Genomic DNA, 22028 nt, shown 5'->3' with positions numbered 1-22028 from the left:
CGGCTTCAATATTAAAAAAACCTAACTATCAATAAACCAATATGATTGTAATCAGCAGTTTTCAGGAGTTTGAACAGCAGGTTGGCAACGACCTTGGCGTATCATCATGGCACACCATTACGCAGGAGCAGATCAACAAATTTGCCGATGCAACGCTCGATCACCAATGGATCCATACCGACCCGGAAAGGGCAAAAACTGAAAGCCCGTTTAAGTCAACCATTGCACATGGCTACCTTACACTTTCGCTTATCCCTCACCTATGGAAAGAGATCGTAAAGATCGAAAACCTGAAAATGGAAATTAATTACGGTATCGAAAACCTTCGTTTTGCACAACCGGTGCTGGTTGATAATGAGGTACGGTTAAAAGTAAAGCTAACCAGCTTGCTTAACCTTCGTGGCACAACGAAATCCACCATGGCCATCGAACTTGAAATAAAAGACCAACGCAAACCGGCTTTTACCGGCGAAGTTGTGTTTTTATATCATTTTATTGGGTAAATCCACACTCAATAATCGCCTGTTATTGCTGTAAGGTACGAAGCGATGACGGGCGATTTAGATTTACGGAGTTACCTGTACAAGCTTTTGCTCTCAATAAATTTCAATACCGGGTCTGGTACAAAAAACTGTACGTTCTTTTTTTCGGCTATTGATTTGCGGATAAACGTTGCTGAAAGTTCCATAAGCGGCGTCATAGTGATGGTAACCGAAGGGTGATCGGCCAGTTCGGCGTTTTCATAGCCGGGGCGCGGGTACACGTAAATACGATAATCGCGTAAGATAAGCTTATAGTTTTTCCACTTATGCAGGGAGCCAAGGTTATCCGAACCCATGATGAGGGCAAATTCATGCTCGGGGTATTTTTCCTTTAAATGAGTAAGGGTATCAATGGTATACGATGGCTGGGGCAACTTCAACTCAACATCGCTCACACTAATATTGGTTGCATTATCAGTAGCCAGGCGAGCCATCTCCAATCTGTCATAAGTGTTGATCAGATCGCCATACTTTTTTAACGGATTCTGGGGCGATACCACCAGCCACACCTTATCAAGCGTGGTATGGTTTGCCATATAATTGGCAATAATCAAATGCCCTATATGTATAGGATTAAATGAACCAAACAGTAAGCCTATCTTCATGTTGTGCCCTAACCCCTAAAGGGGAAATTAAAAGTTTTGTAGATTAAATGCTCCCGGTGTACAAAATGAGTTTTTTGCACTCCCCTTTAGGGGGCCGGGGGCTAATAAAGTTACTCACCAATTCCTCCGCCTCTGCGCAAGCCGTTTCAAGATCGTAATTTTTGAGTATAATATCAAATTGCGGAGCGTATTTAAGCTCTTTTTCTGCTTTTGCAAAGCGTTCTTTCAGTTTTTCTTCGCTATCGGTGCCACGGCCGGTCAACCTTTCAATTAAGACCTCAAGCGATGGCGGTTGTACAAATATAGCCAAAGCCTGGGGGCCGTATTTGCGTTTAAGGTGAAGGCCTCCTTCAACGTCAATATCAAATATTACCGTTTTGCCTTTTGCCCAAATGCGCTCAATTTCGGTACGGAGCGTGCCATAAAATGTACCGGTATAAACCTCTTCAAATTCAACAAACTGTTTTTTGGCAATGCGGTGCAAAAACTCTTCTTTGCTTATAAAGTAGTAATCTTTTTCATGCACCTCATCGCCGCGGCGCTCACGCGTGGTGGCCGAAATGGAAAATTCAAGATCAGGAATTTTTCCCAGCAAATGATGTACTATGGTGGTTTTACCAGCACCTGATGGAGCCGAAAATATGATGAGTTTACCTTCTTTGGTCATCGTTCATTAGTTCATGGTTCATAGCTGGCTATAGGGCAATGGAAGTAATCCATGAACTATGAACCATCATCTATGAACTTTACAATACGTTTAACAGTTGTTCTTTAATTTTTTCAAGCTCTTCTTTCATGCCTACTACCAGTTTCTGGATGTTGGCATCATTGGCTTTTGATCCTAATGTATTGATCTCGCGGCCAATCTCCTGCGAAATGAAGCCCAGCTTTTTGCCGTTTGCATCAGCGTTTTTTAATGTTTCGATAAAGTATTCGCAATGCGCTTTCAGCCTTACCTTTTCTTCGGTAATATCAAGTTTATCGATATAGTAGATCAGTTCCTGTTCAAACCGGTTTTGATCTATAGCTTCGCGGCTTGCGGCTTCGGCTAAAAACGTATTGAGGCGCTCCTTAATCAAAGGAACACGTTTTGGATCTTCCAGTTCAACGAGCTCCAGGTTTTTTAATATGGTATTGATACGACCTTTGATTTCCTGTTCAATAACATTCCCTTCCTGTGACCTGAAATCCTGGAAAGCGGCCATAGCCTGTTGGAAAGTTTTTTCAACGGCTTTCCACTCATCTTCGGATATGGTATCTTCTTCGTATTTAACAACTTCGGGTAAGCCCAATGCCAGCTGAAGCAAGTTGCCGGTTGGTTCGCCAAGCTCTTCACTAACCGATTTAAGTTGATTATAGTAGTGTTTAAGCAGATCTTTATCGATCCCCGCCGCTTTTACCGACTGGCTTACCTGTTCGGTATTGATAGATAAGTTTACTTTACCGCGTTCAATAAGCTTGCTGCAGTCATTACGCAGCTGAAACTCTTTTTCGGCAAAAATCTTCGGCAAACGAAGTGATAATTCTAAAAATTTGCTGTTCAGGGATTTAACCTCTACGGTGTATTTTGTACTGCCCGAATCAAAACTGGCAATTCCATACCCTGTCATGGATTTTATCATGCGGCAAAGATAGCAAATTTAGAGATTAGTGGTTGGTGGTTAGAGATTAGTGTTTTTCACCCGGAGAAACGACGGTTTACGGTAATCATTTATGATTAATGTTATGTTTTTTTGCTTTTACATGGCAAAACTAACCTCCAATCTCTAACCTATAACCACCAGGGCGAAGCCCTTTAACACTTTTTCACATTTCAAATAAAATACACTTCCTATATTTACGTTCAATTATCACTGATGCGCAACTATTTATACCTGCTTGTAACAGGCGTTCTATGCCTTATAACCGTTCATGTTTCGGCCCAGGAGTTTATGGTAAAGGGGGTTATCTCAAAAAAGGTAACCAACGAGCGCGTGGGGCAGGTTTTCGTTAAAGATCTCAACACTAAAACATTGATACTTAGTGACGATGTAGGCTGGTTTAGTATAAAAACCCGCGTTGGCGATACGTTGCTTTTTTCCCGCGATGACTATACCCCCCAAAAAGTAGTGGTACTGAACAATAGCGACATGCCCGTTTACATGCAGCCCATTATAAAACTTGACGAAGTAAAAGTTGTTGGCCAAACCAAGAGACAGGAGATAAACCAGGTGTTAAACGATTATAAGAAACAGGGAGCTTATTATAATGGCAAGCCGCCCGCGTTATCTTTTTTAAGTAATCCAGTAACCGGCCTTTACGAGCTTTTAGGAACAACTCCCAATCGCGCACGTCGCTTTGCTCAAAACGCCCAAGGTGAATTGGAGCAGGCCGAAATTCACAAACATTACAACATTCCATTTGTAAAACAATATACCGGCCTGGCTACTGATAGCCTTGCCCGTAAGTTCATGAATTATTATACGCCTACCTATAAGGATATCAAAGCATGGACTGATTATGACCTGATTAAGCACACCATACGGGCATATGAATATTACAAAAACAGCAGTGATAAAGAAAAGCTCGAAAAGCTCAACAGCCCAACATTCATCGTGCCGGATTCGACTGTTAAACTGGGTGAAGGGCCGGTGCAGCTTAAAAAAGAAAAGCAGCCACCGCTTTAATTGTTAAAAAAACTTTGAATCAGATGCCCAGGGCTTCGCATGCTTTTTCGGCGGCAAGCTTTTCGGCGTTCTTTTTACTGAACTCTTTGCCCGAGCCCATTACTTCACCATCTATGTTGGCCTGTACAGTGAAAAGCTTGGTGCTTTCGCCGTCCTGGTTGGTTACCAGTTCAAAAATAATATCGCGGCCATGTCGCTGGCACCATTCAATAAGCTTGCTTTTGAAGTTAGTTTCGGTTTGCTCAAGCGTATGAATATCAATATGAGGTTTTATGATGTGGTTGATGAGGAAGTTTTTGGTAAAGTCATAGCCTTTATCCAAATAAACCGCGCCAATCAGGGCTTCAAATGCATCGCCCAGTAATGATCCCTGCCTGCTCGAGTTAAGCATACGGTTGTCATACTCAATCAATTTATCAAAGCCAAGTTTTTTTCCGAGTGCGTTAAGGTTTACACGGCTTACTATTTTTGAGCGTAATTCGGTCAAAAAGCCCTCATCTTCATAAGGGTATAATTTAAAAAGCACTTCAGCAACAACACTGCCCAGTACGGCATCGCCCAAAAACTCCAGGCGTTCGTTACTGTTTTTTACCCCCTTCTTGATGTTTTGGGCTACCGATTTATGACGAAAAGCCATGCGGTATAAAGACAAATTGCCCGGCACAAAACCGAGCAAATTCTTTAAAATTTTAACATACTTTCTGTTGGGTGATATATAAAGCTTGTAGAACCGACTTATAGGCATCAAACCACAATTAATCTTCGTACTTTTTAAATATCACAGAAGCGTTGTGTCCGCCAAAACCAAATCCATTGCTTTGCACTATATTAATATCGCGTTTTTGAGCGGTATTGAAAGTGAAATTGATCTTAGGATCAAAAGCCGGATCATCAGTGAAGTGATTAATGGTTGGAGGGATGATACCATGTTTTAATGCCAGTATCGAAGCAATAGCTTCAACCGCGCCGGCAGCCCCAAGTAAATGGCCTGTCATTGATTTGGTTGAGCTAATGTTGATACGGTAAATATCATCACCAAACACATCCTGTATTGCTTTAATTTCCTGCGGATCACCGATTGGGGTTGATGTGCCGTGAACGTTCACATAATCAATATCGGCAGGGCTAAGGTTAGCATCTTCGAGGGCTGCGCGCATTACAAATGCGGCACCTAAGCCATCGGGATGAGGTGCTGTCATGTGATAGGCATCGGCACTCATGCCGCCACCCACCATTTCGGCGTATATTTTAGCGCCGCGGGCTTTAGCATGTTCTAACTCCTCTAAAATAATAGTACCTGCTCCTTCACCGGCCACAAAACCATCCCTGTCCAGATCAAACGGACGCGATGCCGTTGCCGGATCATCGTTTCGGGTTGATAATGCGTGCATGGCGTTAAAACCACCTATGCCGGCTTCGTTGATAATGGCTTCAGAACCACCGCTGATGAACATGTTAGCTTTACCCAAGCGGATGTAGTTAAATGAATCTATCAGGGAATTATTTGATGAAGCACATGCCGAAACAGTAGTGAAGTTGGGACCGCGCAAACCATATTTAATAGATATATGGCCGGGAGCTATATCGGCAATCATTTTAGGGATGAAGAACGGGTTAAAACGCGGAGAGCCATCACCTTTGGCAAAGGCCGTCACCTCGTCGAGGAAAGTTTTTAAACCCCCAATACCCGAACCCCAGATAACGCCAATACGGCTGGTATCCAGTTTTGAAAAATCTAATCCTGCGTCTTTTACGGCTTCTTCGGTTGAAAATAAGGCGTATTGTACAAAGGGATCCAATTTGCGGGCGTCTTTACGGCCCAAAAAACCATCCGCGTCAAAGTGTTTTACTTCGCACGCGAACTTAGTTTTGAATTTTTCGGTATCAAAACTTTTGATCAAGGCAGCGCCACTTACTCCATTGATCAGTCCGTTCCAATAATCTGAAACAGTGTTACCAATAGGAGTAAGTGCTCCAAGCCCGGTTACTACAACTCTTTTAAACTCCATTTAATCCAGTTAAGGAGTTTTATTTAACGTTTTTTTCAAGGTAAGCAACTGCCTGGCCAACAGTACCAATAGTTTCAGCCTGATCGTCAGGAATAGCCACGTTAAATTCTTTTTCAAACTCCATGATTAATTCCACGGTGTCTAACGAGTCGGCACCAAGATCGTTGGTGAAACTCGCTTCTGGCGTAACTTCACTTTCGTCAACACCCAGTTTTTCTACGATAATAGCTTTTACTCTTGAAGCGATATCAGACATAGTCTTTATAGTTTAATGATTAATAAAAATTCAGTGCAAAGAAAAATAAATTCTGTCAATAAACAAATCTAAAACTTTTACAATATAAATCTCTAAACAAAATTTTATTGAAACGGTTTGTATTAGTAATTTTGACGGCGTAAAAGTAATGATTTTGAACAGGAAATTTTTAAAGTTTGAGATCGATTTTGATTTTGTGCTCATTGCAGTAACAAGCTCACTTAAAGATTACCGGGTTTGTTTTCTTATAAACAAGTACTTAAATTTTAATTTCGTAAAAACCGATGACCTGGAAGTAGATATTTACCCCGGGAGCGAACCTGTTTTGTTTTCATTATACCGTTACAGCTGGGAGACCACCGAAACAGACTTCTTCTTTATAGGCAATAAAGGCTCAGATGGCTACCTGGTGCCTGAAATAAAAAGTGCCGACTATTTTTTAATGATCCGCAACTATATAGATGATAATGAGCTTGATACGATCATTTCATCGCTAAATAAAATACCAGAGATCGTTGCAGCTGTAAAGATTGACCCAAAAAAAATAAAATCACGGGAAAATCTTTTATTTTAGCGCCGAATTTAAAAAGATGTTGGTTTTACAATCATTAAATACCCTCCAGTTTTAACCCGAATAATATGGAACTATACTATAATCGTACAAAAATTGTTGCCACCATGGGGCCGGCATCAGCTAAAAAGGATGTTTTATTAGCGATGATCAAGGCAGGTGTTAACGTTTGCCGTCTTAATTTTTCGCACGGTAAGCCTGAAGATCATAAGGTAGTGATCGATCTTATCCGTGAAATTAACGAGCAATACAAAACCAATGTAGGTATCCTGGCCGATTTACAGGGCCCAAAGATCCGCATCGGACTGGTAAAGGACGGCGGTATTCATTTAGTTAACGGAACGCACATTAAAATTACCACTCACGAGTGCATTGGTAACGATGAGCAGATCTATATTACTTATGATACCTTCCCACAGGACGTACAGGCAAACGAGATTATTTTGCTTGATGACGGCAAACTGCAGTTAAGGGTTATTGAAACCAACAAAATTGATACAGTTATATGTGAGGTTGTTCACGGCGGTATCTTAACGTCACGTAAGGGGGTTAACCTGCCTAACACCAAAGTGTCTATCCCAAGCTTAACAGAAGAAGATTTGATCAACCTTGAATTTGCCCTTAAACAGGATGTTGAATGGATCGGTCTTTCTTTTGTTCGCACAGGCGAGGATATCATTGACTTGAAACGTATTATAGCACGCAACGGTTCGGCGGCTAAGGTAATTGCCAAAGTTGAAAAGCCGGAAGCTATTGAAAATATTGATGCCATTATTGCTGCTACAGATGGTGTAATGGTTGCGCGTGGTGACCTTGGTGTTGAAATGCCGCTTGAAGAAGTGCCGTTACTGCAAAAAATGATTGCCCGTAAATGCCGCGCTGCTTCAAAACCGGTTATCGTAGCTACCCAGATGCTGGAATCAATGATCACCACACCTCGCCCTACCCGTGCCGAAGTAAATGACGTTGCCAACTCTGTACTTGATGGTGCCGATGCGGTTATGTTAAGCGGCGAAACATCTGTTGGTGAGTTCCCGGTTATTGTTATTGAAACTATGGCCAAAATTGTACGCAATGTTGAAGAATTAGGCTATCCGTTTAACGCTCCAAAGCAAGCAACAGTTAAAGACCCTTCTTCTCCTGATTTCCTGATCAATGCACTTTGCGAATCTGCCGTACATATTGCTGAGCAAAGTAATGCGGTAGGTATCGTTTCCATGACAACTTCAGGTTATACCGCATTTGAAATATCAAGCCACAGGCCTAAAGCCAGTACCTATATATTTACATCAAACAAGCAGCTATTGAATGCGCTTAGCCTTGTTTGGGGTGTGAGGGCCTATTATTATGATCAGCTGGAAAGCACTGATCAAACCATTGCCGATGTTAATGACACTCTTAAAGCCGAAGGCTTGATTAAAACGGGCGACGTAGTTGTTAATACTGCTTCTACCCCCATAATTAAACAGGGTAAAACCAATACGCTTAAATTAAGCGTTGTGGAATAAGGCTATTTAAAATCTTACTTTTAATGAAGAAGGCTCGCCGGGATAACTGGCGGGCTTTTTTGTTGGTGGGATATGCAGGCATCAATGGAATAGCGTATTCCGCCTTGTAGGATATAAGATGAGGTCCCTTCTTAAAAAACAATGCCGGCTACCCGAAAGTAAACCGGCAAAGCACAATTAAAATCAGGCATAATTCAGGTTTAAGTTGAAAAGCTGATTTCTCTTGCTATCCTAAAAAATAAAAGGTAGATGCTTAAATAAATTTATCCGCGTTTATAAAACCTGTTTGAGCACCTGCTGCAGCGATAGCGTTTTACTGCAAGCCGGGGAAGCAACAGTTTAACAATAGCACCTCTTTTGATCCGGTCGCAAAATTTGTTTTTGCATCTCGGACATATTGCATCAGGCGCTTTGCCGATAGTTGGTATTGTATCGGTTTGGCTGTTAAGGGTACGGAGATTATCCTCATTAAAAGTCACAGTCATTATATTGGGGGTGATTGTATCTCACAAAGCTGCCTAAAAGCGATATAATAAAACTGCCATTTAGCTTTATAAAACCGCCATTTGCTTAAAAAGCCTCCTGTCAGTTAAAGGTTTCTGATAATTAAAAAGACAATGATAAGCGGCCGGATTGTTTAAAGTAGCTCGTTAACGTCGCGGCCATAATGTTCCTTAAACAATTTGCCAAAGTATGCAGGTGTATCAAACCCCGCGGCATATGATACTTCGGCAATTGTGCGGTACTTTCCGCTTTCGATCGCTTCGCGTGCTATTTGCAATTTAATGGCGCGGATGTATTTATTAGGCGTAAGTCCGGTAATTGATTTTATGCGGCGAAACAATTGCCGCTCACTGATCGCCAGTTCATAGCTCAGTGCGGCAAGGGTAAGATCGGTTTTGCCGGTATGTTTTCGTACCTGGGCTTCCAATTCCTCGAGCCAGGATAAATCGGCAGGCGAAAGTTTCAAGTCCGGGTTTTCTGCCGGTTGTTCAATCTGCTGACCATTGGTTCCTGTAATCAGCTCATCATCAGGAATGGTAGCCCCGGAGCGGGCGGCGGCGTTATTAATAAGATTGACAGCGCGTGCAAGCAATTCGCTGCTTAAAAATGGTTTGGTGAGATAATCATCAACACCAATATGAAGCGCTTTAAGCTTATGCCGCGTATTGGCCAGTGCGGTGAGCATGATCACCGGGATGTTGCAGTAAGCCGGGCTTTGCTTCAGGGTTTCAAGCAGGGTAAAGCCATCCATTTCGGGCATCATTACATCTGATATGATCAGGCTGGGCATTACCGGCATATCCTGCAGTTTTTGCAGTGCTGCGCGGCCATTGCCGGCAGTGATGAGTCGATATTGTGGCCGTAAAATATTTGCAATATAAGCAGCCATTTCATGATGGTCTTCAACCAGCATAATAAGTTCCCCGTTAGTGTCTTTCCCCACGGTTTTACTATGCGAAACAATTAAGGCTTCTGTTCCGGACACTTCAGTTGCCGGCTTTTCAGTTGCCTTAAGCGGGATAACTATCTTAAAAAACACACCCTTTCCCCAATTATTATCAACTGTAATCTGCCCGCCCATCAGTTCTGTAAGTTCACGCGCTATAGCAAGGCCTATGCCTGTGCCGCTTTCTAAGGGCGCGTTATTACCCCTGCCCTGGTAATAACGGTCAAAAATATTGGGCAGATCATCCGGATGAATCCCCACACCAGTATTGGCTACTCCAAACTCAATCATTTCCAGCTTAATATCAGCAGTAATGGTTATAGTACCTGCATGAGGCGTAAACTTAATGGCGTTACTGATGAGGTTATTAGCTATTTTGTCAAACTTTTCCTGATCGAGCAAAACAAAAAGTGCCGGATTAATGGAGTTGAGCAATCTGTAATCGATTTGTTTATATTCAGCGGCCGATACAAAACCCTGGTATAGTATCTTCACAAATGATAATAATGCAACGGGCTGGGGTTGTAATGCTAATTTCCCTGCTTCCAACTTGCCAAGATCAAGCAATTCGTTGGTCATATTCAGTAGCTTTTTGCTATTGCGTAATATCGAATGCAGCATGTTACGCTGCTCATCTTCATAATTAGTAAAAGCCAGGAGCTGAACCGCCGGCCCCATGATGAGTGTTAATGGGGTGCGTAATTCATGACTTACGTTTGCAAAAAAGCGTGTTTTCATAGCATCCATTTTTTCCAGTTGACTATGTTCTTCGGCCAGCAAAGCCGTCTCTCTTTTCTTTTTAAGAATAAACCAACGATAACTGATAATGGAGGCCATTACTATAAACAGCGCAAGCACAATTAAAAAATTCCGTTGTACCTCCACCAGCTTAGTTTCACCGGCGGCTATTAATAACCGTTTATCCGCCTGGTATTTTTTATCCAGTTCGGAAGCATCCCTCGCTTTATCGAGCTGATTGATGCTGTCATTAAGCCGCCGGTACAGATAACTATACTTAAAAGCGTTTTTATAATCACCAATACCTTCATATGCATCGGTTAAATGATTATATATGTTTTTTTGTACGGTGATGTTACTTTGTGATTCGGGTTGGATACTAACCGCCATTTCCCCGTATCGCGCGGCCTTTTTAAACTCCTTATGATCAACATACATGGTCATAAGTTCGTTAAGGTTATGCTTTTCGAGAGTTTTGAACTCGCCTTTGCGGGATAATTCCAGCGATTTCATCAGGATCTCCTCTGCCTTTTTATCCTGGTTGGTCATGAGGTAAAGCCGGCCCAGATTGCCCTGGTAACGGGCTATGCTAAAATCTGAAAGAAAATGAGCATACTTTTTATCAAGTACCTGTTCCATTAGTCGGGTAGCTTTTACCAGGTTACCCGGCGACGATATACTCCGTTCGGAAAGGATGTTGGATAGGTTACTCAGCGCAAAAATATAAGAAGCTGTATCTTTTATGCTCAATGCATCTTTTGAAGCTTGCTCAGCATAAGGCAGGGCTTGTTTAGGGTTACCTATAGATCGATAAATATCGGCAATACAAGCCCGACAGTCTATACTCAAGCTTTTCCATCCCTGATTATCGCACTCTTTCAGTATTTTAAAGGCAACATTTAAGGCTTCAACCGTTTTGGCCTCGCGGCTGAGCATGTAGGCTACCATTATTGGTGCTTTTTCATAAGTAAGTGAATCGGCCGTGGTTGTCAATTTGGTAGCTTCTTGCCCAAACGTTAAAGCATCATGTTCATTACCTATGCCATAAGCCTGGTAAGCCCGGGCCAGCCATACCCGCGCTTCAAATGGCTTATTGTTGTTTTTCCTGGCCGAATCGATCAGCTTTTTTGCAAGCACAGCTGCCGAATCCGGACTTTTCATGCTGCGGAGCATTTTTAATACAGGTTCTTTAGCGGGACGGGATGGACTTTGAGCCAGTGCAGCAAAGCTGCATAAAATGATAACACAAAAAGGGATGATCCTTCGGAAAAGACGAATAGGGTAAATTGTAATAGGGGTCATGATATTGAAGCCCAAATTACAATTTTATCGGCGCCCGGAATTACCTTAATTTGAAATAAATCTCCTTATAAACAATTTTTATCCAAGGTTTTTTCAGCTTACCCGTTTTAAATCAATAGTTAAAACTGCCAGTTTTGCTGTTAATATTACACCATTAAAGCTATGCCAGCTTAAGCTATAATTGATTACTTTAGCAGTTGATATCGTTATAAAATTGACCATGAAACACTACGGGCTAATTGGTTTTCCGCTCTCTCATTCATTTTCAAAAAAGTTTTTTACCGAAAAGTTCAAAAACGAAGGGATTACAGATGCACGCTATGATCTTTACCCTATTGAGCATATCAAGGACCTGCAGGACCTGCTTGATGAGCATCCGGATATTTGCGGTCTTAATGTAACCATTCCTCATAAAATAAACGTGCTGCCTTTTTTAGATTGGATAGAGCATGACGCCCGTACAGCCGGCGCTGTAAACTGTATCAGGGTAACTGCTGAAAGCCCGATTGAAGCCGCATTTTCGGGCGAGATAGGGGTTAAAGACCATGATTTCAGACTGGAAGGCTATAATACTGATATTTATGGGTTTGAGGAATCATTAAAGCCTTTAATTGGCGATGGCAATGATGACGCCCTGGTTTTGGGCGATGGAGGTGCCGCAAAAGCAGTAAAATGTGTACTGGAAAATTTAGGTATCACCTATAAAGTTGTTACCCGCAAGCCAACACACCATGCGGATAATATTCTGTTTGAAGATCTTCAGCCACACCATATCTTACAGCACAAACTTATCATCAATACAACTCCTTTGGGTACCCATCCTAATATTGATGAATGCCCGCCTATACCTTATGATTTTATTGGCGAAAATCATATTTTGTACGACCTGATCTATAATCCCGAAGAAACCCTGTTTTTAAAACACGGCCGCGAGCGCGGCGCGGTAACCAAAAATGGCTATGAAATGCTGGTTTTGCAGGCCGAAAAATCATGGGAGATCTGGAACTCAAAGGAGAAACATCCATGAAGTATGTAAGTTTACTGGCAGCGGCGCTACTGTTTTTGGCTGCATGCGGCGGCAATCATGATTACGCGCCCAAGCCCCGCGGCTACTATCGCATTCCGTTCCCAAAAAAAGAATACCAGGATTATGCTGCTGGTTGCCCGTATGCTTTTACATATCCCAAGTACGCCTTTATAGAACCGGATAAAAAGCGAGGTGCCAAACCTTGCTGGATAAACATGCAGTTCCCGCGGTTTAATGCCACGCTGCATTTAAGCTATCAGCCCATCACCTCAAAAAAAGAGTTTAACCAACTGGTGGAGGATGCCCGCACCTTCGCCTTTAAGCATACCGTAAAAGCCACATCCATTGACGAAGGCATCATCCATTATGCCGATAAAAAAGTTTATGGCATTTATTATACCATAGACGGCAATGCCGCTTCATCAGCGCAGTTTTTCCTTACAGATAGTGTGCATAATTATATACGGGGAGCGCTATATTTTAACACCGAACCCCGGCTCGACTCCATACAACCTGTGCTTAGTTTTATAAAGCAGGACATGGCGGTGATGATCAAAAGTTTTAAGTGGAAGTAGAAGCCAGAATCAAGACAACAAGATAATAGAAGCAAGACTTCAAGAGCTGGATATTTTAATCATGCAAAATTGCTATATAGGTATTGAAATAGGCGGAACCAAACTGCAAATAGTTTTGGCCGATGATAGTTTTATTATCAACAGGACATTTCGTTTTGCGGTAGACAGAGTGTTGGCTGCCGCAGGGATCAGGGAGCATATCGCCCAAACCATCACCAATATTTCAAAAGAGTATATCATTAAAGGCATAAGCATCGGTTTTGGCGGACCGGTTGACAGGGAGGCGGGCTGCATTGCTAAGTCGCACCAGTTAAGCGGATGGGACGGATTTAACATTTCGGGTTGGTTGCAACAGCAGGTTAATGTACCGGTTATTTTGGAGAATGATGCTAATGCAGCTGCCCTTGGCGAGGCATTAAAAGGGGCCGGGCGTAACTATGAACATGTATTTTATGTAACTCTTGGCAGTGGTGTAGGTGCCGGAATGGTCATTAATGGCCAAATTTATCACGGGACAAAACCCGGAGAAGCTGAGATAGGGCACATTCGCCTTAACCGCGAAGGCCTTACGCTTGAAGATAGCTGCTCGGGCTGGGCGGTTGACAAAAAGATCCGTACAGTAATCGCTCAAAAGCCTGATGGTAAACTGGCCCAACTTTGTGCGGATGTAAATGGAGGCGAGGCCAAAATGTTACTAACTGCTTTGGAACAGGGAGATGCAGATGCGCTGAAAGTATTGAATGATACCGCTGCCGACCTGGGCTTCGGCTTATCACATGCTGTTCATCTCTTTCATCCGGATATTATAGTGTTAGGCGGAGGCTTATCCTTATTGGGTGAGCCTTTGCGCGTTCGGGTACAAAACGCCATCCGGGCTAATACCATGGCACTGTTTTTACCCGGCCCCGAGGTTGTAATAGCCGAATTAGGCGAACTGGCAGTACCCGTTGGGGCAATTGAAAACTTAAGGAAACATATAGGTTAAATTAATTACCCTTCAAGGTTAGTTTCTCGCAATTTCAGAAAATCATTCCACCTGAATAAGCTTGCCTCTATAGTAACCATCCCGACCAGGATGAAAATATGGTTTAGCTATCCCCCTAAAACTTATTGTTCTGTTTCCGCCAAATTTACAAACACGCAGATGGATCTGTTGTTAATAATACAGCAGCTTAATAACTGCCATTAATTAATAAACAATGAAACTTATCAAATTCAATAAAATAGGTAATGATATCCGGTTGCATACCGAAAGCCTTGCCCATATGGGGTTTAGGAAAATATTTGAAGGCATCGATCAACTTAAAATAAAAAACGGCGTTGATAAACTCGGTCTCGAAGGTTTTATTAACCAGTGCGCTTGTCTTGCAGCAGGCTCGGGGGCTATGGCCGGCAGCGGGGGGATGTTTACCCTCGTAGCGGGGATCCCATTTGATTTCATGAATTTGATCACCCAGCAGTTTAGGGCTATTATGGGCATTATGTATTATTACCGGGGCACATATGATAATGGATTCGACGATTTTATGTCATTAGTGGCAACATCAGTAAGGGTGGAAGCCGGCGTGGCTATCACCAAATCCATGATGGAAGGCATTGCCGAAAGGATGCTGATGATATTAGGCACCCGCACTGCCGAACGCCTGGTTCCGGTTGTTGGCGCGGTTATTGGCGGTACGGCAAATTACCTGTTTATTAAACGCATGGCCGAGCAGGTGAAACGGATGCAAAAGGATTTTGTGGTTATTGAAGTGGGATAGGGCACCTAAACGCAGAACGGGCATATAGGCCTTTAACTTTAGGCTTTCAAGACTACAATGGCATCAAGTAATTACAGATTGAACTACGGTTTGATGATATACCTGAGTTGAATAAGTCCGCTTGAAAATTGCTCGGCACCAAGCAATACCAGGTTAATGCGTTCTTTTATATTTGTAAAAAGAGGTTTTCCACTACCTAAAATTACCGGGTGTACTGATAGTAATAATTCGGAGATTAGATTTTTTTTGATAAACGCTTCAACAAGTTCTGCCCCGCCAAACAACCAGATATCGCGTCCTTCCTGGCTCCTGATTTCTTCGATCCTGCTTTTAAAATCAGCAGACCTCAGTATTTTAACATTATCAGCTTGCGGGTCATGAAGTGTATCTGAAAACACATAAATTTTCATGTCGGCAAACATTTCTGGATCGGTACGCATGATCAGCTCATAGCTTTTGCGCCCGATGAAGATGGCATCACAGGCTTTAAAAAAGTCGGTAAGGCCATAATCCTGGTCGTCAAAGCACCAGTCGTACTCACCATTAGGGCCCTCAATATAGCTGTCGAGACTAACGGCGACGTTTAAGATTATTTTACGCATAGCATTATTCTTCGGGTGTGTTGTTCATTTCCTGCCATTGCTTGCTAAATGATTTATCAGCTACATGCGGCATCTCGCGTAAATGGCCCCAGGTACGTTTAAAGAAGGTTTTAAGCAGGAAGTTTTTCATGCCGCCGCCAAAAAAATCGGTAAGTTTGCGTTTAAGCATTCCTTTTTTCCAGATAGCCCAGCCCCAGCGTTCTTTATTGGTAACCAGGTTTTCGTTCACCGCATCGCGGCGGTTAAGGAGCAACATTTTATGGATGTCGATCTTAACCGGGCAAACCTCGGTACATTTACCACACAGGCTTGAAGCATAGCTCAAGTGTTTAAAATTTTCCATCCCCTGCGTATGCGGGGTAATAATAGAGCCTATCGGGCCACTGTAAGTGGTGGCATAAGTGTGGCCTCCAATGTTTTTATAAATGGGACAACCGTTAAGGCAAGCCCCGCAACGGATGCAGTAAAGGCCCTGGCGCTGGTCTTTTTTTGCCAGCAGGTTGGTGCGGCCATTATCCAGCAGCACTACGTACATTTCCTCAGGGCCGTCGGTTTCATCCGGCCGGCGCGGGCCACTTAATATAGTATTGTAAACAGTAAGATTTTGCCCGGTGCCATGTGTGGACAGCATTGGCCAAAACAAGTCCAGATCGGTAATGGAAGGGATGATCTTCTCGATCCCCACAATGGCAATATGGATTTTAGGGAATGTAGTACAAAGGCGTGCGTTGCCTTCATTTTCGCTGATGGCGATGCTGCCTGTATCCGCTAATAAGAAATTGGCACCGGTGATACCTACATCGGCCTGTACATATTTTTCACGAAGCAACTCGCGGGCTTTCAGGGTAATTTGTTCGGGCGTTGCATCAATGGGGGTGCCAAATTTTTCGTGGAAAAGCTTCGCGATATCCTCCTTGCTGAGGTGCATAGCCGGGGTAACAATATGATATGGCTTTTGGCCCAGCAGCTGCACTATATATTCACCCAGGTCGGTTTCAAGCGATTCTATTTGATTGCTCTCTAAAAACTCGTTCAGGTGAATTTCTTCCGTAACCATCGATTTGGATTTCACCACAGTTTTGGCGTTGGCTTTTTTGATGATGTTCAGGATCTCACGCTGGGCCTCTTCTACGTCGTTAGCCCAAATCACCTTGCCACCTCGTTTCTGAAAATTGGCCTCAAACTCCGGGAGGAATTTATCAAGGTTTTCCATCACCTTCCACTTAAGTACGTGGCCTTTTTTCTTGGCATTATCTAAATTGATGATGCGCGACAGTCCCCGCGATACCGCCGTGTTATACCGGTCAATATTGAAATTGATAATACGACGGTGATCAGCATCAAAAGCCTTCTCCTCCGATTTTACCAAAAATTCTTCAGCGGTTGCTCCCATATATGCGAAAGTAGGATTTTTGTTTTATTTTTTGGGTGAGTGGTTGATTAAGTTGATTATGTGAGTGGTTGTTTTTGAACAGATAACATGTTAGAAGGTTTTAAAAGCTTCTCATTGCCGTGGGTTTAGCGCAGCGTAACCCGTGGTTCTAAATAATTGAAGCTTTCAGCTTCAGTGGTTAAGTTGAAAACTTAACCGATACAACCCACGGGTTACGCGGCGCTAAACCCGCGGCAGTTATTTATAAAACATAAAAGGCGCATATTCTGCGCCTCTTGTGTTTTATTTTAATGAGAGAACCACTCTCCCAATCAATCACTCACTATTCCCCTCCGGCAGCAGCTGCGTCCACTACAGGGCGTTTATCGCGGTTAGCAAGTTCCCATCCGGTGTAAAATACCAGTTGAGCACGCTTGGCCAGCAGCGGGAAATTGATCTTGCTTACTTCATCACCCGGTTGGTGGTAATCAGCGTGTACACCGTTGAAGTAGAAGATGATTGGTACGCCGTGTTTTGCAAAATTATAATGATCGCTGCGGTAGTAAAACCTGTTTGGATCATTTGGATCGTCATACTTGTAATCAAGCTTTAACTTGGTGTAAGTGTTATTGGCATTTTCACCAATTTCATGCAATTCCTTGCTCAGCATGGCCGAACCGATGGGGTAGACATAATTTGCAGAATCGGGTTTGCCGATATATTCTTCACCAACGCGGCCAATCATATCAATGTTTAAATCGGTAATGGTATTAGCCAGTGGGAATACAGGATGATCTGAATAATACTCTGAGCCCAATAAACCTTTTTCTTCGCCAACGTTACCTAAAAACAGGATGCTGCGACGGGGGCCGTGACCGTCTTTTTTAGCTTTAGCAAAAGCGCGGGCAATTTCCAAAATGCCGGTAGTACCCGAGCCATCATCGTCGGCGCCGTTGTTCACTTTATCTTTTGCTTTTTCATCAGGGTTTAAACCGATGTGGTCATAATGTGCAGAAAAGACCAATACTTCATCTTTTAAATCGGTACCAGGCATGTAACCTAATACGTCAACTGCTTTTACATCTTTTTTAGTAGTTGCGTAGTTTATAACTACATTATCTTTTATAACAGTAGCAGGGGTAACTGCTGCTGCAGAAGCAGATTTAAGATCAGCATAAGTTTTACCGGTTGGTTTTACCAGTTCGTCAGCTAATGCAGCCGTGATATTAAATACAGGGGCATTGGTGTTTGCCGGTTTGCCTGCTTCGTCTTTAATGGTTAACCGCGGACTTGTTACGCTTTTTCCAAAGCGGGCCAGTGCAGCTGCAATACCCGGGTTAGCAGCTAATATGATAGCGGGATTTTTGCTTTGTAAGTTTTTTACAACCTTCATACGCGCATTGCTCATGCGATAGCTGGTATTTGGTGTTGCTCCTGCTTCGGGTTTATCTTCGTTGATCCAAAGTATAATTTTACCCGCCAGATCAGTGCTGCCTATTTCGGCATCGGTACCGTAGCCAACAAAAACGATATCACTTACAGATGTACTTTTATCAGGGAACGCACCTCCTAAATAAAAATCGGTACCATACTCAAATAACTTGCCGTTAACGGTGAATGCTGTTACTTTTAACGCATTTTCGGTAAGAGGAACAGCAAAAAAGTACGATCCGTTAACAGGAGCCTGAAGCCCTAATTTTTTAAACTCGCCGGCTATATAGTTAGCGGCCTTTTCAGCGCCTGGTTTGCCCGTTTCGCGGCCTTCAAAGGCATCCGAAGCCAGGATGCTCAGGTGCTTTTTCGCATCTTCAGCTGTTATCAGCCCGGCATATTTCATTGCCGTGGCATTCTGCTGGGCACAGGCTGTCGTTGCCGAAGCCAGCGCGATGAGCAATAGTGGTAATTTATTCATTCTTTTAGTTAATAGTTCGTTGTTAGTTGATGGATCATGGTTAATAGATCATAGCCATCAGTCGGAACAAAACCAACTAATCTCTGATCTCTAACCTCCAATCGCCGGCTTAAGCACAGGCTATCTTTTCCACACGGTTAGCATGCCTGCCGCCTTCAAATTCAGTATTTAAAAATGTAGTTACTATAGCCTTCGCTTCTTCGGGGGTAACAAAGCGGGCAGGTACGCAAACTATGTTGGCGTTGTTATGGCTACGGGCCAGTACTGCTATTTCTTCTTTCCAGCAAATGGCAGCACGAATGCCCTGGTGTTTGTTGGCAGTTATCGCAACGCCATTGGCGGCGCCGCAAATCAGGATTCCGAGGTCGTATTCACCGCTTTCAACGGCATTGGCTACAGGGTGGGCAAAATCGGGATAATCAACCGATTCGGATGAATAGGTACCGAAATCTTTTACTTCGACAGAAGACAGCGTCTCTGTTAAAATTTTTTTGTAATCATACCCGGCGTGGTCCGAACCGATAGCTATTTTTAATCCTTGCTTCATTTATCAAAAGTATAACGTTTTATCTCTTTTTAAAGGTAAATAATTTGTTATAAACCAACCGGGGTGTATTTACCAAAAAGGGGGATTATTACAGTCAAAAATATGCAGATCTCACTTTTTCTATACAGTCCAATAAAAACTACTTGTTAACTGTAGAATAAAGCGATTTTACTATTCGCCTTTTTCGAAATCAAGTTCCTTTTTGATCTTACGTTTTTCAACAAGGCCTGCTACAACAATACTAACCTCATACAATACAAACAGCGGGATACTAACAACTGTCATAGTGAGCATATCAGGAGTTGGGGTAACCACGGCGGCTATGACCAGGATCACCACTATAGCATAACGGCGGGTTTCTTTCATGAACTTAGGTGTCATGACACCCAGGTTGGCCAATATATACACGATGATAGGCAATTGGAAAACAACGCCTGTAGCCAGGGTAAGGGTAGCTACTGACGAGATATAAGAATCGATATCAAATAAATTTTGGATAGCCGCACTCACCGTATAACTCGACAGGAAATTAATAGACATCGGTGTGATCACGAAGTAACCAAAAGTGATCCCTAAAAAGAAAAGCACACAGGCATAAAACACAAAGCCGGTAGCGGCTTTACGCTCGGCGTCATGCAGGGCCGGCTTGATAAACCGCCAGATTTCCCATATCAGATATGGGACACCCAATGTGATACCGATAATTAATGCCGAGTTGATTTGCAGGGTAAACTGGCCGCCATTTCTGTATTAATGAGCTTGATGTTTACTTTGTCAATACAAAAACCATCACGGTGCAGGGCGGCGCCAATTTTGCAAAGCATCCTGTAAGTCCAGAAGGTTGACTTGCTGGGCCCCATGATAATGGTATCAAAGATCCAGTCGTAGTAGTAAAAAACAACAGCGGTAAATATTACAATTGCTACCGAAGCTCTTACGAGGTGCCATCTCAAGGCTTCGAGGTGATCAAAGAACGACATTTCTGCCTCTAACGTTTTACCTTTATCCTTTATGGCCTTGATGATCTTGTTTTCGCTCATTGTAATATATACCGCTGTATCAACGCTATAGTGCTAAATACGTTTTATAGTATGAAGATAGTTTGAATTTATTTTTATAATTCAAATGTATCCATAAACTTGGTGGTAAAGTTACCAGCGCGGAAGTTAGGATCCTTCAATAATTTTAAATGGAATGGAATTGTAGTTTTCACGCCTTCTATCACAAATTCGCTCAAGGCGCGCTCCATGGTGCTTAAAGCTTCATCGCGGGTTTGGGCCACGCAAATTACCTTTGCAATCATCGAATCGTAGTTTGGCGGGATAACATAGCCTGTATACACGTGTGTATCAATACGTACACCATGGCCACCCGGAGAGTGAAAATTGGTTATTTTACCCGGTGACGGACGGAAACTGTTAAACGGATCTTCGGCATTGATACGGCATTCAATGGCATGCATTGTTGGCTCGTAATTTTTACCTGAAATAGGGATTCCTGCAGCTACTTTAATTTGCTCTTTGATCAGGTCGAAGTTGATCACTTCTTCGGTAACCGGGTGTTCTACCTGGATGCGGGTGTTCATCTCCATAAAGTAGAAGTTGCGGTCTTTATCAACCAAAAACTCTACAGTGCCGGCACCTTCATATTTAACAGCTTTGGCGCCTTTAATAGCTGCCTCACCCATTTTTTTACGGAGTTTTTCGGTCATGAAAGGGGAAGGTGATTCCTCAACCAGTTTCTGGTGACGGCGCTGGATAGAGCAGTCGCGCTCAGACAGGTGGCATACTTTGCCAAACTGATCGCCTACAACCTGAATTTCGATGTGGCGCGGGTCCTGAACGTATTTTTCAAGATATAAGCCGTCGTTACCAAAGGCAGCACCTGATTCGGCACGTGCCGAATCCCAGGCGTTTTCAAATTCTTCGTCTTTCCAAACAATCCGCATACCACGGCCACCACCACCGGCAGTAGCTTTCAATATAACAGGGTAGCCTATTTTGTTGGCGATGGCAATACCCGATTTTACATCGGCAAGCAGACCATCAGATCCGGGAACAATAGGCACACCAGCTTTTTTCATGGTATCTTTGGCCGAAGCTTTATCACCCATCTGGTTGATCTGCTCGGCAGTAGCACCGATAAATTTGATACCATACTCAGCGCAAATGGCCGAAAATTTAGCATTTTCAGACAGGAAACCGTAACCCGGATGGATCGCATCTGCATTGGTTAGTTCGGCAGCCGAAATGATATTCGGAATATTTAAATAAGAATCGCGGCTTGGCGGCGGACCGATACAAACAGCTTCGTCGGCAAAACGAACGTGAAGGCTGTCGCGATCTGCAGTTGAATATACAGCAACCGTTTTAATACCCATTTCCTTACAGGTGCGGATAATACGAAGGGCGATTTCGCCACGGTTAGCTATTAATATTTTTTTAAACATTGTTTTTCTTGAATGTGCAAATTACAGATGTGCAAATATGCAGATGAAAAATATTAATGAATGATTGAAGGGCAAATATGTAAATTATAAATGTGCAAACGAATTAAATATCATCTGCACATCTGTAATCTGCACAT

Annotated in this window: 20 protein-coding genes and 1 pseudogene; 8 read left to right on the top strand and 13 right to left on the bottom strand. The window is 42.9% G+C overall.

Annotation, left to right across the window (positions count from 1 at the left end; all coding sequences use genetic code 11):
* The first annotated feature begins 41 nt into the window (after window positions 1-41).
* Window positions 42-503 carry a MaoC family dehydratase gene (locus tag DIU38_RS23515; RefSeq protein WP_090534746.1) on the top strand — a complete coding sequence of 154 codons (462 nt, stop codon included), beginning with the start codon at window positions 42-44 and terminating at the stop codon, window positions 501-503.
* 71 nt (window positions 504-574) lie between these two features.
* On the opposite strand, the gene nadD is transcribed toward DIU38_RS23515, so the two are convergent.
* The 3 genes from nadD to DIU38_RS23500 all read right to left on the bottom strand — a co-directional run bounded on the left by nadD (window position 575) and on the right by DIU38_RS23500 (window position 2769).
* Window positions 575-1147, bottom strand: a complete 573-nt coding sequence (nadD, locus tag DIU38_RS23510) for a nicotinate (nicotinamide) nucleotide adenylyltransferase (protein ID WP_090534747.1) — start codon at window positions 1145-1147, stop codon at window positions 575-577.
* 43 nt (window positions 1148-1190) lie between these two features.
* Window positions 1191-1814, bottom strand: a complete 624-nt coding sequence (gene gmk / locus DIU38_RS23505; RefSeq protein WP_149354155.1) for a guanylate kinase — start codon at window positions 1812-1814, stop codon at window positions 1191-1193.
* A gap of 79 nt (window positions 1815-1893) precedes the next feature.
* Window positions 1894-2769 carry a YicC/YloC family endoribonuclease gene (locus DIU38_RS23500; RefSeq protein ID WP_243770680.1) on the bottom strand — a complete coding sequence of 292 codons (876 nt, stop codon included), beginning with the start codon at window positions 2767-2769 and terminating at the stop codon, window positions 1894-1896.
* A gap of 234 nt (window positions 2770-3003) precedes the next feature.
* Here DIU38_RS23500 and DIU38_RS23495 point away from each other — a divergent pair, with 234 nt between their 5' ends.
* The gene (locus DIU38_RS23495; protein ID WP_112651756.1) at window positions 3004-3813 is read left to right on the top strand and encodes a hypothetical protein; all 810 of its coding nucleotides are present in this window, start codon (window positions 3004-3006) and stop codon (window positions 3811-3813) included.
* Window positions 3814-3832: 19 nt separating this feature from the next.
* Here DIU38_RS23495 and rnc read toward each other — a convergent pair whose 3' ends face one another.
* Genes rnc through DIU38_RS23480 form a run of 3 tightly spaced genes read right to left on the bottom strand, consistent with a single transcriptional unit; the run spans window position 3833 to window position 6078 of the window.
* Entirely contained in the window at window positions 3833-4558 is a 726-nt protein-coding gene (rnc, locus tag DIU38_RS23490) for a ribonuclease III (protein ID WP_090534754.1), read from the bottom strand.
* A gap of 10 nt (window positions 4559-4568) precedes the next feature.
* The gene (gene fabF, locus DIU38_RS23485) at window positions 4569-5822 is read right to left on the bottom strand and encodes a beta-ketoacyl-ACP synthase II (protein ID WP_112651754.1); all 1254 of its coding nucleotides are present in this window, start codon (window positions 5820-5822) and stop codon (window positions 4569-4571) included.
* Between the two features lie 19 nt (window positions 5823-5841).
* Window positions 5842-6078: an acyl carrier protein gene (locus DIU38_RS23480; RefSeq protein ID WP_031266521.1), complete on the bottom strand. Its 237-nt coding sequence runs from the start codon at window positions 6076-6078 to the stop codon at window positions 5842-5844.
* A gap of 154 nt (window positions 6079-6232) precedes the next feature.
* On the opposite strand from DIU38_RS23480, the gene DIU38_RS23475 reads away from it, so the two are divergent.
* Both DIU38_RS23475 and pyk read left to right on the top strand, forming a co-directional pair.
* Window positions 6233-6652, top strand: a complete 420-nt coding sequence (locus DIU38_RS23475; RefSeq protein ID WP_090534796.1) for an IPExxxVDY family protein — start codon at window positions 6233-6235, stop codon at window positions 6650-6652.
* A gap of 65 nt (window positions 6653-6717) precedes the next feature.
* Window positions 6718-8157 carry a pyruvate kinase gene (pyk, locus tag DIU38_RS23470; RefSeq protein ID WP_112651752.1) on the top strand — a complete coding sequence of 480 codons (1440 nt, stop codon included), beginning with the start codon at window positions 6718-6720 and terminating at the stop codon, window positions 8155-8157.
* 637 nt (window positions 8158-8794) lie between these two features.
* Here the strand turns inward: pyk and DIU38_RS23465 are convergent.
* Window positions 8795-11647 (bottom strand): ATP-binding protein, encoded by a 2853-nt coding sequence (locus DIU38_RS23465; protein ID WP_112651750.1) that lies wholly within the window; start codon window positions 11645-11647, stop codon window positions 8795-8797.
* A gap of 220 nt (window positions 11648-11867) precedes the next feature.
* Between DIU38_RS23465 and DIU38_RS23460 the strand changes: the two genes are divergently transcribed.
* The 4 genes from DIU38_RS23460 (at window position 11868) to DIU38_RS23445 (ending at window position 15009) form a co-directional block, all read left to right on the top strand.
* Window positions 11868-12674 carry a shikimate dehydrogenase family protein gene (locus DIU38_RS23460; protein ID WP_112651748.1) on the top strand — a complete coding sequence of 269 codons (807 nt, stop codon included), beginning with the start codon at window positions 11868-11870 and terminating at the stop codon, window positions 12672-12674.
* Window positions 12671-13249, top strand: coding sequence for a gliding motility lipoprotein GldD (gene gldD, locus DIU38_RS23455; protein ID WP_112651802.1), 579 nt, complete (start codon window positions 12671-12673; stop codon window positions 13247-13249). The genes DIU38_RS23460 and gldD overlap by 4 nt, the downstream gene beginning before the upstream one ends.
* Before the next feature lie 61 nt (window positions 13250-13310).
* Entirely contained in the window at window positions 13311-14234 is a 924-nt protein-coding gene (locus DIU38_RS23450) for an ROK family protein (RefSeq protein WP_112651746.1), read from the top strand.
* Between the two features lie 214 nt (window positions 14235-14448).
* A complete protein-coding gene (locus DIU38_RS23445; protein ID WP_112651744.1) occupies window positions 14449-15009 on the top strand; it encodes a hypothetical protein in 561 nt (186 codons plus the stop codon).
* Between the two features lie 83 nt (window positions 15010-15092).
* On the opposite strand, the gene DIU38_RS23440 is transcribed toward DIU38_RS23445, so the two are convergent.
* From DIU38_RS23440 to accC, 6 genes and pseudogenes are all read right to left on the bottom strand, one after another.
* Entirely contained in the window at window positions 15093-15611 is a 519-nt protein-coding gene (locus DIU38_RS23440) for a dihydrofolate reductase family protein (protein WP_112651742.1), read from the bottom strand.
* A gap of 4 nt (window positions 15612-15615) precedes the next feature.
* On the bottom strand, window positions 15616-17004 hold the full coding sequence (locus DIU38_RS23435) for a LutB/LldF family L-lactate oxidation iron-sulfur protein (protein ID WP_112651740.1): 1389 nt from the start codon (window positions 17002-17004) through the stop codon (window positions 15616-15618).
* Window positions 17005-17326: 322 nt separating this feature from the next.
* Window positions 17327-18895: a M28 family peptidase gene (locus DIU38_RS23430; protein ID WP_112651738.1), complete on the bottom strand. Its 1569-nt coding sequence runs from the start codon at window positions 18893-18895 to the stop codon at window positions 17327-17329.
* 109 nt (window positions 18896-19004) lie between these two features.
* Entirely contained in the window at window positions 19005-19442 is a 438-nt protein-coding gene (gene rpiB, locus DIU38_RS23425; RefSeq protein ID WP_112651736.1) for a ribose 5-phosphate isomerase B, read from the bottom strand.
* Window positions 19443-19613: 171 nt separating this feature from the next.
* Window positions 19614-20422 (bottom strand): annotated as a pseudogene (gene tatC / locus DIU38_RS34950) (twin-arginine translocase subunit TatC).
* A gap of 134 nt (window positions 20423-20556) precedes the next feature.
* Window positions 20557-21891, bottom strand: a complete 1335-nt coding sequence (gene accC, locus DIU38_RS23415) for an acetyl-CoA carboxylase biotin carboxylase subunit (protein WP_091173015.1) — start codon at window positions 21889-21891, stop codon at window positions 20557-20559.
* Window positions 21892-22028: the final 137 nt, after the last annotated feature.

Origin of the sequence: Mucilaginibacter metallidurans (genome assembly GCF_003286435.2) — a bacterium.
Classification (GTDB): Bacteria; Bacteroidota; Bacteroidia; order Sphingobacteriales; family Sphingobacteriaceae; genus Mucilaginibacter; species Mucilaginibacter gossypii.
The sequence above is the reverse complement of the archived record's forward strand: the minus strand, read 5'-3'. Positions and strand labels throughout refer to the sequence as shown.

Excerpts from the sequence above, each read along its gene's own strand:
- accC (WP_091173015.1), bottom strand. The coding sequence starts at position 21,891 with ATGTTTAAAAAAATATTAATAGCTAACCGTGGCGAAATCGCCCTTCGT.
- DIU38_RS23430 (WP_112651738.1), bottom strand. The coding sequence starts at position 18,895 with ATGAATAAATTACCACTATTGCTCATCGCGCTGGCTTCGGCAACGACA.
- DIU38_RS23515 (WP_090534746.1), top strand. The coding sequence starts at position 42 with ATGATTGTAATCAGCAGTTTTCAGGAGTTTGAACAGCAGGTTGGCAAC.
- DIU38_RS23460 (WP_112651748.1), top strand. The coding sequence starts at position 11,868 with ATGAAACACTACGGGCTAATTGGTTTTCCGCTCTCTCATTCATTTTCA.
- DIU38_RS23495 (WP_112651756.1), top strand. The coding sequence starts at position 3,004 with ATGCGCAACTATTTATACCTGCTTGTAACAGGCGTTCTATGCCTTATA.
- rnc (WP_090534754.1), bottom strand. The coding sequence starts at position 4,558 with ATGCCTATAAGTCGGTTCTACAAGCTTTATATATCACCCAACAGAAAG.
- fabF (WP_112651754.1), bottom strand. The coding sequence starts at position 5,822 with ATGGAGTTTAAAAGAGTTGTAGTAACCGGGCTTGGAGCACTTACTCCT.
- rpiB (WP_112651736.1), bottom strand. The coding sequence starts at position 19,442 with ATGAAGCAAGGATTAAAAATAGCTATCGGTTCGGACCACGCCGGGTAT.
- DIU38_RS23435 (WP_112651740.1), bottom strand. The coding sequence starts at position 17,004 with ATGGGAGCAACCGCTGAAGAATTTTTGGTAAAATCGGAGGAGAAGGCT.
- nadD (WP_090534747.1), bottom strand. The coding sequence starts at position 1,147 with ATGAAGATAGGCTTACTGTTTGGTTCATTTAATCCTATACATATAGGG.
- gldD (WP_112651802.1), top strand. The coding sequence starts at position 12,671 with ATGAAGTATGTAAGTTTACTGGCAGCGGCGCTACTGTTTTTGGCTGCA.
- DIU38_RS23450 (WP_112651746.1), top strand. The coding sequence starts at position 13,311 with ATGCAAAATTGCTATATAGGTATTGAAATAGGCGGAACCAAACTGCAA.
- DIU38_RS23465 (WP_112651750.1), bottom strand. The coding sequence starts at position 11,647 with ATGACCCCTATTACAATTTACCCTATTCGTCTTTTCCGAAGGATCATC.
- DIU38_RS23440 (WP_112651742.1), bottom strand. The coding sequence starts at position 15,611 with ATGCGTAAAATAATCTTAAACGTCGCCGTTAGTCTCGACAGCTATATT.
- DIU38_RS23480 (WP_031266521.1), bottom strand. The coding sequence starts at position 6,078 with ATGTCTGATATCGCTTCAAGAGTAAAAGCTATTATCGTAGAAAAACTG.
- DIU38_RS23500 (WP_243770680.1), bottom strand. The coding sequence starts at position 2,769 with ATGATAAAATCCATGACAGGGTATGGAATTGCCAGTTTTGATTCGGGC.
- pyk (WP_112651752.1), top strand. The coding sequence starts at position 6,718 with ATGGAACTATACTATAATCGTACAAAAATTGTTGCCACCATGGGGCCG.
- DIU38_RS23445 (WP_112651744.1), top strand. The coding sequence starts at position 14,449 with ATGAAACTTATCAAATTCAATAAAATAGGTAATGATATCCGGTTGCAT.
- gmk (WP_149354155.1), bottom strand. The coding sequence starts at position 1,814 with ATGACCAAAGAAGGTAAACTCATCATATTTTCGGCTCCATCAGGTGCT.